17 protein-coding genes are annotated in these 16,741 nt (G+C 46.5%); all 17 read right to left on the bottom strand.

What is annotated here, in order from left to right:
• Positions 1-23: 23 nt before the first annotated feature.
• The 17 genes from VTH8203_RS21610 to fliM all read right to left on the bottom strand — a co-directional run bounded on the left by VTH8203_RS21610 (position 24) and on the right by fliM (position 16,735).
• A complete protein-coding gene (locus VTH8203_RS21610; RefSeq protein WP_096995509.1) occupies positions 24-1,031 on the bottom strand; it encodes a chemotaxis protein CheW in 1,008 nt (335 codons plus the stop codon).
• The gene (locus tag VTH8203_RS21605) at positions 1,021-1,800 is read right to left on the bottom strand and encodes a ParA family protein (RefSeq protein ID WP_096995508.1); all 780 of its coding nucleotides are present in this window, start codon (positions 1,798-1,800) and stop codon (positions 1,021-1,023) included. Before VTH8203_RS21605 ends, VTH8203_RS21610 begins: the two co-directional genes overlap by 11 nt.
• 2 nt (positions 1,801-1,802) lie before the next feature.
• Positions 1,803-2,924 (bottom strand): protein-glutamate methylesterase/protein-glutamine glutaminase, encoded by a 1,122-nt coding sequence (locus VTH8203_RS21600; protein ID WP_096995507.1) that lies wholly within the window; start codon positions 2,922-2,924, stop codon positions 1,803-1,805.
• Positions 2,925-2,935: 11 nt separating this feature from the next.
• Positions 2,936-5,143: a chemotaxis protein CheA gene (locus tag VTH8203_RS21595; RefSeq protein WP_096995506.1), complete on the bottom strand. Its 2,208-nt coding sequence runs from the start codon at positions 5,141-5,143 to the stop codon at positions 2,936-2,938.
• 9 nt (positions 5,144-5,152) lie between these two features.
• Entirely contained in the window at positions 5,153-5,869 is a 717-nt protein-coding gene (locus tag VTH8203_RS21590; protein ID WP_096995505.1) for a protein phosphatase CheZ, read from the bottom strand.
• A 31-nt stretch (positions 5,870-5,900) separates the two neighbouring features.
• Positions 5,901-6,269: a chemotaxis response regulator CheY gene (cheY, locus tag VTH8203_RS21585; protein WP_096995504.1), complete on the bottom strand. Its 369-nt coding sequence runs from the start codon at positions 6,267-6,269 to the stop codon at positions 5,901-5,903.
• 45 nt (positions 6,270-6,314) lie between these two features.
• Complete coding sequence (locus VTH8203_RS21580) at positions 6,315-7,046, bottom strand: RNA polymerase sigma factor FliA (RefSeq protein ID WP_096995503.1); 732 nt, start codon at positions 7,044-7,046, stop codon at positions 6,315-6,317.
• Positions 7,039-7,926, bottom strand: coding sequence for a MinD/ParA family protein (locus tag VTH8203_RS21575; RefSeq protein WP_096995572.1), 888 nt, complete (start codon positions 7,924-7,926; stop codon positions 7,039-7,041). The genes VTH8203_RS21580 and VTH8203_RS21575 overlap by 8 nt, the downstream gene beginning before the upstream one ends.
• Before the next feature lie 12 nt (positions 7,927-7,938).
• Positions 7,939-9,489: a flagellar biosynthesis GTPase FlhF gene (gene flhF, locus VTH8203_RS21570; RefSeq protein WP_096995502.1), complete on the bottom strand. Its 1,551-nt coding sequence runs from the start codon at positions 9,487-9,489 to the stop codon at positions 7,939-7,941.
• A gap of 28 nt (positions 9,490-9,517) precedes the next feature.
• Entirely contained in the window at positions 9,518-11,617 is a 2,100-nt protein-coding gene (gene flhA / locus VTH8203_RS21565; protein WP_096995501.1) for a flagellar biosynthesis protein FlhA, read from the bottom strand.
• Between the two features lie 128 nt (positions 11,618-11,745).
• A complete protein-coding gene (flhB, locus tag VTH8203_RS21560) occupies positions 11,746-12,876 on the bottom strand; it encodes a flagellar biosynthesis protein FlhB (protein ID WP_096995500.1) in 1,131 nt (376 codons plus the stop codon).
• 18 nt (positions 12,877-12,894) lie between these two features.
• Positions 12,895-13,677, bottom strand: coding sequence for a flagellar biosynthetic protein FliR (gene fliR, locus VTH8203_RS21555; RefSeq protein ID WP_096995499.1), 783 nt, complete (start codon positions 13,675-13,677; stop codon positions 12,895-12,897).
• A 7-nt stretch (positions 13,678-13,684) separates the two neighbouring features.
• Positions 13,685-13,954 carry a flagellar biosynthesis protein FliQ gene (gene fliQ / locus VTH8203_RS21550; RefSeq protein WP_096995498.1) on the bottom strand — a complete coding sequence of 90 codons (270 nt, stop codon included), beginning with the start codon at positions 13,952-13,954 and terminating at the stop codon, positions 13,685-13,687.
• 13 nt (positions 13,955-13,967) lie between these two features.
• Complete coding sequence (gene fliP, locus VTH8203_RS21545; protein ID WP_096995571.1) at positions 13,968-14,795, bottom strand: flagellar type III secretion system pore protein FliP; 828 nt, start codon at positions 14,793-14,795, stop codon at positions 13,968-13,970.
• A 28-nt stretch (positions 14,796-14,823) separates the two neighbouring features.
• Positions 14,824-15,255 carry a flagellar biosynthetic protein FliO gene (gene fliO / locus VTH8203_RS21540; RefSeq protein ID WP_096995497.1) on the bottom strand — a complete coding sequence of 144 codons (432 nt, stop codon included), beginning with the start codon at positions 15,253-15,255 and terminating at the stop codon, positions 14,824-14,826.
• Position 15,256: 1 nt separating this feature from the next.
• Complete coding sequence (gene fliN, locus VTH8203_RS21535; RefSeq protein ID WP_096995496.1) at positions 15,257-15,667, bottom strand: flagellar motor switch protein FliN; 411 nt, start codon at positions 15,665-15,667, stop codon at positions 15,257-15,259.
• Between the two features lie 18 nt (positions 15,668-15,685).
• Entirely contained in the window at positions 15,686-16,735 is a 1,050-nt protein-coding gene (gene fliM, locus VTH8203_RS21530) for a flagellar motor switch protein FliM (RefSeq protein WP_096995495.1), read from the bottom strand.
• Between the last annotated feature and the right edge of the window lie 6 nt (positions 16,736-16,741).

Genomic DNA, 16,741 nt, shown 5'->3' with positions numbered 1-16,741 from the left:
GGCAAAGACGTTAATTTTGTTAGTTATTGTACCGATTTAACATCTAATCCAGCATTAAGCATGTCAATTAACTCAGACACATGAACTAACGCACACATTTGTTCTTTAACCATCCCAGCGAGCCAAGGCCGCTTGCCCGATTTTTCTCTCCAACGGACAGCTTCTGGTCGGAGCAATTCAGTCCCTTTAAGTGCGGTGGCGGCGAGCCCCCAATTACTTTCACCCATCATTACTACGTACTCATAGCGGTCTTTATAGGCATCATCATTAAGCACATCAGGCATCACCCACATGGCGGTGTCGACCACATCCAATTGATTATCGCGGCTCGACTGGAGACCAAGATACCAAGCCGGTTTACCAATCAAGTGATTCAAATCACCTAGCTGGTGAATGCCACCTAGTTCATCCAAAGGCACTGCGAACGTAACGCCATTGACGTCAAAATATAGGACCTGAAACCCTTCGGTTCGCTCTCCGTTTTGCCACACTTTCTGATGCCCTGAGTCACCACCGGTAACCGCTGCTGTCTTTAATGTATCGGCGCTAGTAGGATCAACTTTAGGCTCTTCAGCAACCTGAGTCTCAGATACCGTATCAATATCCCAAGATTGGATTTCTTCATTGACCGGTTCATTCGTTTCTTGAAGGGTTTCAATAGCAACCATCGCCTGAGAAGCCATGATTTCGGATTGTTCGGCGACTTGGCAATCTGGCTGAGATTGCAATCCACTAAACAGTTTCTCAAGGTGCTGCAGGTCCGGCTGCTCTGCTTCAGCAATGAGCTCATCGTAACAGCGAGCGCCTGCCATCGGTTGGCTAGGTTCTACTTTACGTTCAGGCTGCCATTGCAACTCTGACTCTAGGTCTGCGTCCGAACACTCTTGTGCCAATGGTTCTGAGACCACCACCGGTTCATCGGCTTTGCGCTCGTTGTCATCAAAATCAAACTCATCTTCAAGCCCCAAAAGCGACGTAAAGTAATCGTCTAGCGCTTGTTCACTTGAGAGTGGCTCGCTATCAGTGTTCATCCTGAGCCAACCTTTCGAGATAAATCAGCAGCTGTTTATAGGCGAATACGCCTCGGCTTCCTGCTGCAAAATGGGATGCTGGTAAGTGCTTCAAACTTGCGTCTCTAAATTTCGTATCAATGGGTACTGCCGAACTCCAGACTTGAGATGGATAGTCTTGTTTGAGCTGCGTCAAGGTTTGCAACGAAGCACGAGTCCGTTTGTCATACATAGTAGGAACAATCGTGACTTTGAAAGGACGTTGACGAGATTTCTGCATGATGGCTAAGGTGCGAACCATTCTTTCCAACCCCTTCATAGCAAGAAATTCGGTCTGTACTGGAATCAAAATCCTATCGCTCGCTGCTAAGGCATTGACCATCATTACGCCTAAAATTGGCGGACAATCGATCAACACGTAGTCATACTTATCCCGTAATGCCAGTAATGCACGCTTCAAGATGAGCCCCATGCCACTGCGATTACCCATCACACGGTCGAGTGTCGCCAGTGACATATGAGCTGGCATTATGTCGATATTATCGATCGTTGTCTGATGAATTAACGCCTTAACGCGAGCTTCACTGAATTCTTTTAACTGGAACAAATCGAACAAACTATGACTCAGGTTATCTGAATCCATTCCAAGATAAGTGGTGAGCGATGCATGAGGATCCGTATCAATCAACAAGACGCGATGGCCTTTTTGACTCAATAGTCCTGCCAACGTCACGGTAGTGGTCGTCTTTCCTACCCCACCTTTTTGGTTCGCGACACTCCAAACAATCATCGTTAGTGCCTCTTAAGCTCTACTAAAATGCGTTCTGCAATCCGCTCCAATGGCAGATCTTCCGTAGAAATTCCTGCTTTTGCCACGGCTTGAGGCATGCCATATACCACACAAGACGCTTCATCTTGAGCCCACACCGTCGAACCAGCCGCCTTAAGCATCCGAGCGCCTTCACGACCATCCGCTCCCATGCCAGTTAGAATCATGGAAAGCACTTTGTCTTGATAGGTTTTGGCGGCAGAACCAAACGTTACATCAACACATGGCTTATAGTTCATCCGCTCACCGCCATCAATAATTCGGATTTTTGCATTCCCAGGACGCCCTTCAAGCATCATCTGCATACCACCAGGTGCCAAATACGCCACGCCCGGTTGCAACGTATCGCCATTTTCTGCCTCTTTGACGGTAATTTGGCAAAGAGAGTTCAAGCGTGCTGCAAAAGCCGCCGTGAATGTCGCTGGCATATGCTGAATCAGCAAAATCGGATGTGGATAATTAGCAGGCAGCTTGGTTAAAATTTTCTGAAGTGCGACAGGCCCACCGGTCGACGTGCCGATGGCGGTAAGCTGATAAGACTTACCGGTTGATCGAAAACGTGGACTCGGCGCGGCTGTTGGTCTAGCCACATTTGTGGTGGGTTCAACGCGTGGTAGCGCAGCCCTTGAGGTCGACACACTTTGAGGTTTTGATACTGGGCGCACCGCCGCTCTTCTCAACAAAGCTCGGCGACTGGCAATTTGCTGTACACGCTGTTGCAGTAAATTAACCGCTTCATCTTTGTTGCGAGCGATATCTTCAAATTTCTTGGGTAAGAAATCCAAGGCTCCCGCTTCCAACGCATCTAATGTGGCTTTAGCACCTTCCTGGGTCAAAGATGAAAACATTAAGATTGGTGTGGGTTGAGACGCCATGATTTCACGAACGGCAGAGATGCCGTCCATCACCGGCATTTCGATGTCCATGGTGATCACATCTGGTTTCAGCGACAGTGCCTTTTCCACTGCCTCCTTGCCATTTACTGCAACATCAATCACCTCTAAGCGAGGAGCGGCATTAATAATATCGCTTACACGCCTACGGAAAAAACTGGAGTCGTCAACGACGAGTACTTTAAGTGACATAGACTTTCCTATTAGATACGCGATGCTGCTGCGTACTGCTTAAGTAAGTCGGGCACGTCTAATATCAATGCGATATGACCATCACTGGTAATCGTTGCACCAGCCATACCCGGAGTCCCTTGTAGCAGACGATCTAGAGGTTTGATCACCACTTCTTCTTGACCTATCAGTGTATCAACTACGAAGCCAACACGCTGACTGCCAATCTGGACAATAACAACATGACCATGTCCGGTACGTTGCTCTGCTCGACCTGCGTGCGGTGCAAGCCAATTTTGCAAATAGAACAGTGGGATAGACTTATCACGAACGATAATCGTCAACTGACCATCCACCACATTAGTCCGGCTCAAATCTAAGTGGAATATTTCATTCACACTTGCCAATGGCAGCGCGAACGGGTTTCCTCCCACGCCTACCATTAAGGTCGGAAGGATAGCGAGTGTAAGCGGGACTTTAATGGTGATTTTTGTCCCTTTGCCAAGCTCTGAATCGATATCAATAGAACCGTTTAGAGTGTTGATTGCGGTCTTCACCACATCCATACCCACTCCACGCCCTGATATATCTGAGATCTTTTCTTTGCTGGAGAAACCAGGCATAAATATGAGATTGAAGCACTCTTTATCCGTCAGGCGAGACGCAGCGTCCTCATCCATCATGCCACGCTTCACGGCGATCGCACGTAGCTTTTCGGGATCCATACCGCCACCATCATCAATGATCGCTAACTCGATATGATCGCCCTCTTGTGAGGCGGACAGCGTAATTTTACCCGTAGGGGACTTGCCCGCTTGTTGACGAGCATCTGGCATCTCTACTCCGTGGTCTACGGAATTACGAACTAAGTGAATCAATGGATCGGCTAATGCCTCAACCAAATTTTTATCTAGGTCCGTCTCTTCGCCCTGCATCTCCAACAGAATGTCTTTGTTGAGGCTTCGAGCAAGATCTCTCACCACCCGAGGGAAACGACCAAAGACTTTTTTGATTGGCTGCATGCGGGTTTTCATGACCGCGCCTTGCAGATCAGCCGTGACTACATCAAGATTAGATACCGCTTTCGACATCTCTTCATCGTTACTGTTCAGGCCTAAACTCACCAAACGGTTACGAACCAACACCAGCTCTCCCACCATATTCATGATGGTATCTAATGTCGAAGTATCAACACGTACTGTCGCTTCAGCTTGAGGTTTCTTAGTCTGAACTGCGGTACTCTTACTTTCCGCAGGTAACGACTTTTCTGGTGCAGGTGCGGGCGATGTCGCTACCTCAATAACTTTTGGTTCAATTGTTGCAGAGACCACATTTTGCGATGCTGGTTTTGTTGCTACCGCTAACTCATCTGGTGAAGGACTTTTACCCACACCATGCAGCTCATCAAGCAGTTTTTCAAACTCTTCATCCGTCATTAAGTCGCCGTTGTCTGAACTTGACGATGACTCTTTCACAACGGGTTTCGGGGTAATGACAGGCGAGATAGAACTTGACGCATCAGAGGCTGACGGTCCTTTGCCTACCCCATGCAGTTCGTCTAATAGTTTTTCAAACTCATCATCGGTAATATCCGATGAGTTCAGTTCTGCTGGCGCAACAGGCGTGCTTTCTACCGCAGAAACAACCGGTGTAGGAACCACTTTACTTGGGCCGCTGCCCTTACCATGAAGTTCATCCAATAAACGTTCAAACTCATCTTGGGTGATATCATCAATAGAATCGCCTTGTGCCACCGTCGTTGATTCAACAACGCTAAGCTCCGGTTCTGAGGTGGTCGAGGTCGACGGTTCTAAAACATCGCCAGCAGACACGATCGTTTCGTCTTCTGATGAGGGCTTGCTTAGGCGATGAAGCTCTTCAAGTAATGCAGGATCTGCTGGTTCAATCGCCGTCATATTTTGAACGGATTGGAACTGTTGATTCACGGTATCCAAAGCTTTTAACATGGTATCCATCAAACCGGAGCTCACTGAGCGCTGACCGTTTCGAAGAATATCAAAGACGTTTTCGGCACCATGACAGGTGTCAACAAGTTCAGTTAATGCCAGAAATCCCGCTCCACCTTTCACAGTGTGGAAACCTCTAAATATTGCATTCAAAAGGTCTTTATCTTCAGGGTTATTTTCTAGTTCGACCAGCTGCTCGGAGAGCAACTCAAGTATCTCACCCGCCTCTACTAAAAAGTCCTGTAGAATCTCTTCATCTAATTCGTAGCTCATTGTCCACCCCTAAAACCCAAGACTCGAGAGTAAATCATCGACTTCGTCTTGCGACGCAACTGCATCATCTCTCTCATGAGGGTTAATAATCGGTCCCTCGACGCCAACTGGTGCCTGCTTTGGTTTTGTTGTTATTGGTTGTTGTTCGTCACTGAACACTTTCAAGATTTCCACTAGTCTCGTTTCAACTTCACTGACTAAAGTGATAACGCGACGAATGATCTGTCCAGTAAGGTCTTGAAAATCCTGCGCCATTAGAATGTTGGTGAGCTCAGTGCGCAGTTCGGTACTGTCGCCTTCCACCTGACTCAGTAGATCATCAATACGATGACACAGTTCTTTAAATTGCTTTAGCTCAAGCCTGCCATGCATTAATTCGTTCCATTGTGGACGAACTTGCAATAAACAGTCGTGGAGGTTGTCTGCCATAGGCAAGCATCGTTCTACCGCATCCATTGTAGTATTGGCAGAAACTTCCGTTTTATTGATGACGTATTCTAAGCGGTCGCGAGCTTCGGGAATTTCATCATTGGCAATCTCATTGAGACGCGTATCAATGCTGAATTCCATTAGAGCATCGTGCAGATCTCGAGTTAGTGCTCCGACTTCCTGAAGCACTCGACTCTCACTACCACCTTGAATCATCATGACCAGCTCATTGGCTTCCTGCTGTTTGTCGTTTTCCAACAAATCAACAAGCTGCTTAGCTTGTTCTAATGAAATCATTCTGATGTGGCCATTTGCTATGATGAGCGCGTTATAAACGCTCGAAAATTTTGTCTAGTTTTTCTTTTAGTGTGGCTGCAGTGAATGGCTTCACAATGTAACCATTTACCCCTGCTTGCGCGGCTTCGATAATCTGTTCGCGTTTTGCTTCTGCAGTGATCATCAAAACAGGTAGATGTTTCAATTCGTCATCGGCACGAATATGTCTTAGCAGGTCGATACCTTGCATTCCCGGCATATTCCAGTCGGTTACAACAAAGTCAAAATCGCCCTTCTTGAGCATTGGTAATGCCGTTAAACCGTCATCAGCTTCTAGCGTATTGCTAAAGCCCAAGTCGCGTAGAAGGTTTTTGACAATACGACGCATTGTTGAAAAATCGTCAACAATAAGGATTTTCATGTTTTTATTCAAAATTGCCTCCACTGAAAGCAAGATCAGTGTTTATTAATTGTTATCTGTCCAAGCACTAAGCTTGGTGCGAAGACGCTGCATCGATTGGCTCAGTATTTGACTAACGCGCGATTCGCTGACGCCTAATACTTCACCAATCTCCTTCAAATTTAACTCTTCGTCATAATACAAGGATAACGTTAATGCTTCACGCTCTGGGAGCGATTTAATTGATTCTATTAACGCTTCGCGAAACGCATCGTCTGCGACTCCTTGAAACGGAGTATTCTCTTCTTCGTCTGAAACAGAGACAGAGTCTTCCGAAACGCCCAAGTCTTCAATCCCAACCAGCTTTGAACAATTAATATCGGTCAGCGCTTTATGGTATTGAGCCAGACTCAGTCCCAAGTAATCAGCCACTTCCGTATCTGTTGGGTCTCGATTTAACTCGACCTCTAAAACGGAAATCGCTTGAGAAATATCACGACTATGTTTATGTACCGAGCGAGGTACCCAGTCACCGCGACGAATATCATCAAGCATGGCACCTCGAATACGAATTCCTGCATAGGTTTCAAAACTCGCACCCTTGCTGCCATCATAATTTTTCTGTGCTTCAATCAGGCCAATCATCCCAGCCTGAATCAAGTCTTCAACCAACACGTTCGGTGGAAGCCTACCGACTAGGTGGTGAGCAATTCGCTTCACTAATACGGAATACTTCTCTAAGAAAGCTTGCTGACCACTCAAATTGGCATGTTGGTCATAGGTCAAAGCTTTATTCACTAAACGGTTCCTCTAGGGCTTCTGTTCTATTTAGTAATCTTTCAACAAAAAACTCTAGATGCCCACTCGGCACTTTTGGAATCGGCCAAGTTAACGCTTTGTTCGCCAAAGAACTTAATGCTAGAGCAGCCGGTGAGCGTGGAAATGCATCAACAACGATCTTTTGTCTTTTCACTGCTTGACGCACTTTATCATCTAACGGAATGCATGCGACTAACTCAAGACTCACATTGAGGAATCGTTCTGTGACTAATGTCAATTTTGTAAACAATTCTCGCCCTTCACGATAACTACGAACCATATTCGCAACTACTTTGAAGCGCTGAACCTGATGTTCTCGGCTTAATAGTTTGATCAGAGCGTACGCATCCGTAATAGATGTAGGCTCATCGCAAACCACCACGACCACGTCCTGCGCAGCTCTAGAAAAACTCACGACCATGTCAGAGATACCTGCGGCGGTATCCACTAACAAGACGTCCATTTCTTCTTCTAAGCTACCAAAAGCTCGAATCAACCCCATATGCTGAGCATGACTGAGCTCAGTCATGCTTTGCGTACCTGAAGTCGCAGGGATGATTCTTATACCGTGCGGCCCTTCAACGATGGCATCTTTTAAGTCACATTCGCCAGCAAGGACATGCCCAAGGTTTTTCTTTGGTCGAATGCCAAGCATCACGTCAACATTTGCCAACCCAAGATCGGCATCAAGTACCATTACTTTTTTGCCTTGACGAGCCATACAAATTGCGAGCCCAAGCGTTACATTGGATTTACCAACACCACCTTTACCACCAGTGACTGAAATCACTTTCGTCAACGTGGGCTGAGTCAAACGTCTTAAGCCACTCGCTTGGTCATGTATCATGTTATTTGTCATATTCGCTTGCACCTAAACCCCCTCCATATCACTGTTCCAGAAGTGGGGTTCATTCTCTGTCGACTTCTCTAATAATTCGTTCGCTTTCGCAACCATATATTTGGGCTGCGCAATTACGATGTCTTCTGGCACCCGTTGTCCATTGGCAATATAGGTAACTGGTAGCGCATTTTGTACCACCACACTAATAAATTCGCCCAAGCTTAACGACTCATCCAACTTAGTCATAATGCATCCTGATAATGGGATACGTCGAAAGTGGTCTAACGTTTCTTGTAATACTTGACGCTGTGCCGTTGCAGGCAGCACCAAGTAGCTGTGAATTTCTTCTCCACTGTCCTGCATCAGAGTATCTAGTTGCTCGGAAAGCCGGACATCTCGCTGCCCCATACCCGCGGTATCGATAAGCACTAAGCGTCTGTTTCGTAACTGATAGAGTACATCGGCAAGTTCTTCAGAATCTTTAGCGACTCTGACCGGACAACCCATAATTCTGCCGTATATCGACAATTGCTCATGCGCGCCAATGCGATAGGTATCTGTGGTGACTAGAGCAACATTATCCGACCCGTATTCCATCGCTGCTCTCGCGGCAAGTTTTGCCACAGTGGTGGTTTTCCCAACCCCTGTTGGACCTAGCAGCGCCACGATACCACCTTTACGCAATATATCTTGTTTACTCACAACAATTTGGTCTGAAACCAAAGATAGCAGCGCCTTCCAGGCTTTTTGAGGTGGCGTATCTTCCGGGATGTAACAGGCCAATTGGTCGGACAGTTCCGGCGATAAGCCCATTCGTTCTAGGCGCTTGATTAACATCGCTCGAAGTGGCTCACGTCGCTCTACTTCTTGCCACATTAGACCGGAAACTTGATGCTCCAGCAAACGACGAATCGAAGACATATCTTCCTTCATCGCTTCAAGTTCCTCACCTATTTTAGCGTCACGAGCATTGGAACCACGGCGAGGTACTTCAGCACTGTTATCAGCAAATGGAGTACGTCCTGAGGTGCGTAGACTCGAACGACTATCACGAGAGTCAAGCTCAGAGCGGTTCTCTTGAGCATATTGGTAACGGTCACTGTTTTGATAACCGTCACTGACTGATTTGGCTCGCTCTGATTGTCGTTCTAATAAGGCGGACAGAGAATCTGGTGGTGTCGACGCACTTTTACTTACTTGACGCTCACTGCCACGATAATTCTTAAACATATTCGCAAATCGATCGGAGACAGAAGGCGCACTGGTTGAGCTTTTTTGATTGAGATTCACAACATCATCCTTGAGGCTGCGTCCACTATTCTGGTGGCGATTATCACTATAACGCTCATCGGTCTGCCGACCGCTAGCATAACCTCCTTGTGAACGTGCTGGTGCCGCTAATCCATTACTTTGCATCTGACGTGGTACCGATGATGAACTATCACCATCGACGGCAGCAACGATTTCTACCCCACCCGCCACTTTTTTATTGGACATGATCACCGCTTCAGCACCAAGTTCTTCTTTTACTTGGAGCAGCGCCTGACGCATATCTCTGGCAAAAAATCGTTTAATTTTCAACTGTTACATCCATTTCTGATCCAAGCCGTTAATTACCGACGGCTTGCACAATTCGAATTTGTTTTTCATCTGGAATCTCTTGGTACGACAAGACTCGTAAGTTTGGAATGGTATTTTTCACAAACTTAGCTAATGTCGAACGCAATACTCCAGAGGTCAGCAGTACAGCTGCCTCACCTTTTAGCTCTTGCTCTTGAGTCGCTTGAGTTAACGATGCTTGTAATCGTTCGGCTAATCCAGGTTCAATTCCGGTTGATTCACCACCGGAAGCTTGCATAGTCTGGTGCAATATTTGTTCCAGCTCAGGAATTAGAGTAATCACCGGCAACTCCGGCTCTATTCCATTGATTTCCTGAACAATTAGTCGTTTCAGTGCTATTCGAACTGCCGCCGTAAGAACGTCAGGTTCTTGACTCTTACCCGAATACTCGGCCAAGGTTTGTACAATCGTTCGAATATCTCGGATAGGTATCGCTTCATGCAGCAAGTTTTGTAGCACTTTGACCACAGTACCTAACGGCAACTGTTCTGGCACAAAGTCCTCCACCAACTTAGGTGCGCTGCGCCCTAACATTTCAAGCAGGTTTTGTACTTCTTCATGGCCCAACAACTGAGCCGCGTTATTGGTCAACAGCTGGCTTAGATGTGTCGCCAAGACGGTTGAAGAATCAACAACGGTATAGCCCAACGCCTGAGCATGCTCACGCTGAGCTTCTTGAATCCAGACCGCTTCAAGGCCGAATGCTGGGTCGATGGTTTGCTCGCCATCAATCAAACCATAAACTTGGCCCGGATTAATCGCTAACTCTTGGTCTGGACGAATTTCCGCCTCACCAACCGCGACCCCCATCAAGGTGATTCGATAAGAGTTTGGCGTCAGCTCTAGGTTATCGCGAATATGAACCGCGGGGATGAGAAAACCAAAATCTTGAGACAGTTTCTTACGAACGCCTTTGACGCGTTCAAGTAATTCGCCACCTTGGTCTCGGTCCACCAGCGGGATAAGTCGATATCCCACTTCCAAACCAATAACATCGACAGGATGTACATCATCCCAAGACAGCTCCTTGGGTGTTGAGGACGTTTCTGTGCTGCTAAGCTCGGCAGGAAGGTTTTTCTGCTGTTCTTTTTTGGCTTGCTTTTTATGTAACCAATAAGCCCCTAGACCGGCAATCAACGCCAACATCAAGAAGGCAAAATGAGGCATACCTGGCACAATGCCCATCACACCTAAAATACCTGCCGTTATCGTTAGCGCTCTTGGATTATCAAACAGTTGGAAAACAACTTGTTGTCCCATGTCCTCGTCAGTATTTTGACGGGTCACCATGATTGCAGCCGCAATAGAAAGGAGTAGCGATGGAATCTGTGCCACTAAGCCATCACCAATGGTCAACAGCGTATAGATTTGGATAGCTTCACCAAAACCTAACGAGTTCTGCATCATACCAATACTCAAACCACCAATGATGTTTAAGAACAGGATCAGAATACCCGCAATGGCATCCCCTTTAACGAATTTTGACGCGCCATCCATCGAGCCATAGAAATCCGCTTCTTTGGTCACTTCTGAACGACGGATTCTTGCTTGTTCTTGATCAATAAGGCCGGCATTTAAGTCAGCATCAATAGCCATCTGTTTACCGGGTAATGCATCCAACGTAAAGCGGGCACTCACTTCTGAGATGCGCCCGGCACCCTTAGTAACGACCATAAAGTTAATGATCATTAAAATCATAAACACGATCAAACCGACCGCGTAGTTGCCGCCTATCACAACATTACCGAACGCTTCAATCACATTACCCGCAGCACCACTGCCTTCGTGACCATAAAGCAAGACCACACGCGTGGACGCAACGTTAAGTGCTAAACGTAGTAAGGTAGCAATAAGCAGAACAGTAGGAAAAGCAGCGAAATCCAATGGTCGACGTGTGTAGACCGACACCAACAGTACCACCATCGATAGTGCAATATTGAAGGTAAAGAAAAAGTCGAGAAGAAATGCAGGGATCGGCAGAACGATCATCGCGAGTGCCGCGAGGACCATCACCGGGGCTCCAATGGCAGGTAATGCTCGACGAGGGATCGTCGGTAACCTATCGACAAAAGGTAACGTTAACTTCATTTACTACTTCACTGCATGACCACTCATTTTAAGCGGGGTCTTGTTTTTTTCTATAATAGGCAAGAAGATAGCAAGAATTAAGCCAACAGGAAGTGTCATTATTTTGACACTTGTTTTTATCTTCAAGGTTAGTAACGCATGTCTTTTGGAATCGTGATGTGGTCGTTTTGCAGCGTGGGGCGGTGTCCACCTTTTTTACGATACTGCTTTAGCTGATACACGTAGGCTAATATTTGTGCCACCGCAGAAAACAGACCATCAGGAATCTCCTGCTCAAGCTCGGTGGTATGGTAAAGAGAGCGTGCCAGCGGTGGCGATGGAATCACGTAAATACTGTGCTCTCTTGCCACCTCACGAATTTTCAGTGCCATATGATCGACACCCTTCGCGACCACAACGGGCGCTTTATCCTGCCCTTGCTTATAGCGCAGCGCTACTGAGAAGTGTTCAGGATTAGTAATAATCACGTCCGCTTGCGGTACTTCCGCCATCATTCTTCGCTGGGCGGCTTCTCTTTGCAACATACGAATGCGCCCCTTCACTTCAGGTTTACCTTCAGTATCTTTAAACTCATCTTTGACTTCTTGTTTAGTCATTTTGAGCTGATTTGCGTGTTGCCAAATCTGGAACGGAATATCGATGGCAACCACGATCAACAGTGTGGCGCTAATCAACAAAATAAAGTTAAGTAAGATATCGAGTGCATGAAAAATATTCTGTGGAAAAACTTCCATACTCAGCTGGAACAAATCCGCTCTGGAAGCATTAACCAGATAGAATGCCATTCCCGCCACCAGTGTTACTTTTAAAATTGATTTGATAAGCTCAACCCAACTTTGCATGCCTACCATACGTTTAAGGCCACTAAGCGGGTTCATTTTCGATAACTTTGGCATCGCCGCTTCGGTTGAAAAACTGATTCCGCCCACACCAGCCGCGCCAATCAGCGCTGCGATAAAGAGCACCAACAAGATAATTAACAGTGGAAGCAACAAGCTAGAAAGTGCACCAAGAGCCACATCAAACAATTTGCTCGAATCGTAGATTTCTTCTCGGCTCAAGTTGAATAATCTGGACATAGAACCAAACAAGGCGCGCGCCAGGCCCTCACCAAACATCATTAGCGACAATGCACCCACAATCAGTACCGAGACCGATGCTAACTCTTTTGAACGTGCCACCTGCCCCTTTTCTCGAGCTTGTTTAAGCCGCTGGGGGGTGGCGTCTTCGGTGCGTTCTTGGCCATCTGATTCTGCCATCGTCAGCCTCCTATTCCCTTAACACGTAAGGTCGATCAAGCGACATACCTGACCTTCCACTTCAAGCCAATACAATTGGTAATGACTATACAAGCCAGCCATGATGTACCAACAGATCATCAAACCGATCAACAATGCAAAGGCAAAACCAAGAGAGAAGATGTTGAGCTGCGGCGCTGCACGCGTCATGACACCAAACGACAAGTTCACCGTTAATAGTGCGATAATCCCAGCTAAGGCCATGCTCAAAGCGGTTTGAAACATAATGCTTAACCATCCGGCCATTTCGCTAAAGTCAGCACTAGAAAGATGTCCAGAGCCGATAGGCAAAGTCTTGAAGCTCATTACCACCAGCTGAATCATTTTTAAATGCCCATCCGTTGCCAAGAAAAACATGGTGGCAAGGAACATAAATAACTGACCAAGCAAAGGCGTGTTTTGCCCATTTGCAGGGTCAACCATAGACGCAAAACCCAGACTCGATTGCATACCAAGAATCTGACCTAGCATAACAAACGTCTGTATCATAAAAACGGTGGTCATCCCCATCGCAGTGCCGATTAGTATCTGTTCCGCGACGGTGAGAAAGCCCTGAAAAGAAAGCAGTTCGATGGATTGTGGGACAGCCGGGATAGAAGGCATAACCGCGAGTGTCAGTGCAAGCCCTAAAAACAATCGAATTCTCGGCGACACGAAGTTGGCCCCGGTCACCGACATTACCATTAACATGGCAGAGATACGGACGTACGGCCAAAAATAGTTGCCGAGCCATTCAAGTACAGCGCTGGTTGGGTACTCCACAATTCAATTACCAGAGAACTTGTGGCAGCCTTTCTATCATTTCATAGAAAAACTCCATCATCATCTGAGTACCCCAGTGAGCAAAACCAATCAGCGCCAAAATGGTCACTATTAATCTTGGTAAGAAGCTCAACGTTTGTTCGTTGATTGACGTTGCCGCTTGGAAAATCGCCACCACTAAACCAACAAGAAGGCTTGGGACAACAATGGCGCAGACAAGAATCAGCACCATCCACAACGCATCTCTAAACAGTTCGACAAATACCTCTGGAGTCATCGGTTATCTCCAGCTACAACGCAAAACTGCCGGCCAGTGTGGACAGTATTAAGTTCCATCCATCCACCAACACGAACAACATCAATTTAAATGGCAGCGATACAATCATCGGTGACAGCATCATCATACCCATCGCCATTAATATCGATGCTACGACAAGGTCGATAATCAAAAATGGTAAGAACAACATAAAGCCGATTTGAAACGCGGTCTTCAGCTCTGAAGTAATGAACGCCGGAATCAATACCGCCATCGACACATCTTCTGGGTTTTGTGCCGTCGAACCGGACATTTCAACAAACGTTTCTAGATCTTTGACCCGTGTCTGTTTCAGCATAAAGGACTTCATTGGGCCCTGTGCCTGATCAAAGGCTTCTTTTGCGGTGATTTGTTCGTTCAAATAGGGTTGAATCGCTTGCTCATTCACCTGATTCAGTACTGGCGACATGATAAAAAACGTTAAGAAAATCGCAATGCCGATGATCACCTGATTAGACGGTGTTTGCTGTAGACCCATTGCTTGACGCAATATCGACATCACCACAACGATGCGAGTGAATGAGGTCATCAAAATAACCATGGCAGGCAAAAAGCCCAACATGGTCATCAATGCCAGGATTTGCAAATTTATTGAGTAGTCTTCGCTGCCATCAGGATTGGTCTTCATGGTGAAAGCTGGGATACCTGGCCCAGTACCATACGAGTTTGACGTAGCGCTGCCAGCCGCACCTCGGTCATTCTGCATAGCGGTAACTGTTACGCCCGAATCTAACGCCGCAGTATTGAGTACAGGGGTTGCCCCATTGTCTTCTGCCCAAGACAATGGGGTAATAAACAGCATCAAACAGATGAAAATCAGTCGCATCAAATTAGTCATGAGGATTCGGTTTCTTCATCAGTTTCGATAACTGCGCCGCAAAAGCAGGCTGAGATAAATCATCTTCCGCTAAAGGCGTCTCTAACTTGGAAATCAGTTGAATAGACTGGGAGGTAATACCCACCAAAAACTGTTCTTCACCCGCTTGTACTATGGCAATACGTTCTTTGGTCCCAACCGGTATCTGCCTAACAATCTTAAGACCTTGCTGATTAACCAGCGATGGCACTTTCATGCGTTTTAACACCCATGCCAAACCAAGAATAATCAGAATGACTAACACTAAAGAACCGAGCGTAGTCGCTAGGTCAAATGGAGAACCCGATGTGTTAAGTGCAGGACTCTCTTGAGAGGCTACGGCCATGGAAGGCCCTCCCATAGCAACTGCCACTAACACAACGCTGGACAAACGTTTTATCGCCATACTAACGTAACTTCTTAATTCGCTCAGTTTGACTGATGACATCCGTCAAACGAATACCAAATTTATCGTTGACTACAACCACTTCACCGTGAGCAATCAAAGTGCCATTGACCATGACATCCAGTGACTCTCCAGCAATACGGTCAAGTTCAACCACCGAACCTTGGTTCAATTGAAGCAAGTTACGGATGCTGATTTGTGAACGTCCCACTTCCATAGAGATGGTGACTGGAATATCCATAATCGTATCCAGTTTACGACGTTCATCCTCTGAAATAGGCGCTGGCGAATCTTTGAGTTCGTCTAATGGTGCGGCTAGAACTTCATCCACATCAATATCCGGTGCCATTGGGTCTTCGCCTAATGCTGCTGCCCATTCATCTGCAAGTTTTTGGTCGTCACTTATCGTCATTATTTATATCTACTCTGGTTATTCTTCGTCTGCGTCTTCCACATGTTCCAACTCAGCCATAATATCCTTACCAAGGAAAGCTAAATCGGTTTTCACTACATCTGGACGTCTTATTTTTTCGGAAATTTGTACGGCAACTTTCTCGCCAGTTCGTCCCATCTTCACTCGGAACGTTGGTAACTCTTCAACAAACATGGTGGCATTTTCCGGCATATCGATAGGAATGATATCTCCAGCTTGCAACTCCATAAGATCGCGAAGTGATACGTCTTTTTCGAGTAGGTTTACGCGAAAATTCACCGGCACGTCCATGATCTCTTCACGTAGGGCACTACTCCAACGGACATCAGTTTCCATCTTATCTGATTGAACACCGGCATCGAGTAACTCGCGAATCGGCTCCACCATGGAATACGGCATCACCACGTGGAAATCGCCACCACCGCCATCCACTTCAATATGGAACGAGCTGACCACAATCACTTCCGTTGGGCTGACAATATTCGCCATGCTTGGGTTCACTTCTGAGTCCAAATACTCAAACTCAACACCCATTACTGGCGACCAAGCTTCCTTGTAGTCTTCAAAAACGGTTTTCATTAGCAACTGAATGATACGACGTTCGGTAGGCGTGAATTCACGACCCTCAATCTTGGCGTGAAAACGACCGTCACCACCGAAGAAGTTCTCCACTAAGATGAAAACTAAACGAGCTTCCATCGTAATAAGAGCGGTCCCTTTTAGCGGTCTAAAACGCACCATATTCAAGCTTGTTGGCACGTATAGGGTGTTTTGGTATTCACCAAATTTCATCATCTGAACGCCGTTAATCGACACCTCAGCGGTTTTACGAAGCATATTGAACAAGCTAATTCGCATATGGCGCGCAAAACGTTCATTGATAAGTTCGAGCGTAGGCATTCGACCACGTACAATGCGGTCTTGCGACGAGAAATCAAAATGCACCACATCATTGGGGTCTTGATCTAACTCATCTTCAACATCATCGACATCGTCAACTCCGTGAAGAAGCGCATCGATTTCGTCTTGGCTTAATAAATCGGTCACACAATA

This window comes from Vibrio thalassae (assembly GCF_900089835.1).
GTDB lineage: Bacteria > Pseudomonadota > Gammaproteobacteria > Enterobacterales > Vibrionaceae > Vibrio > Vibrio thalassae.
Note: the sequence above shows the minus strand (reverse complement) of the source record. Positions and strands in the feature narration are given on the sequence as shown.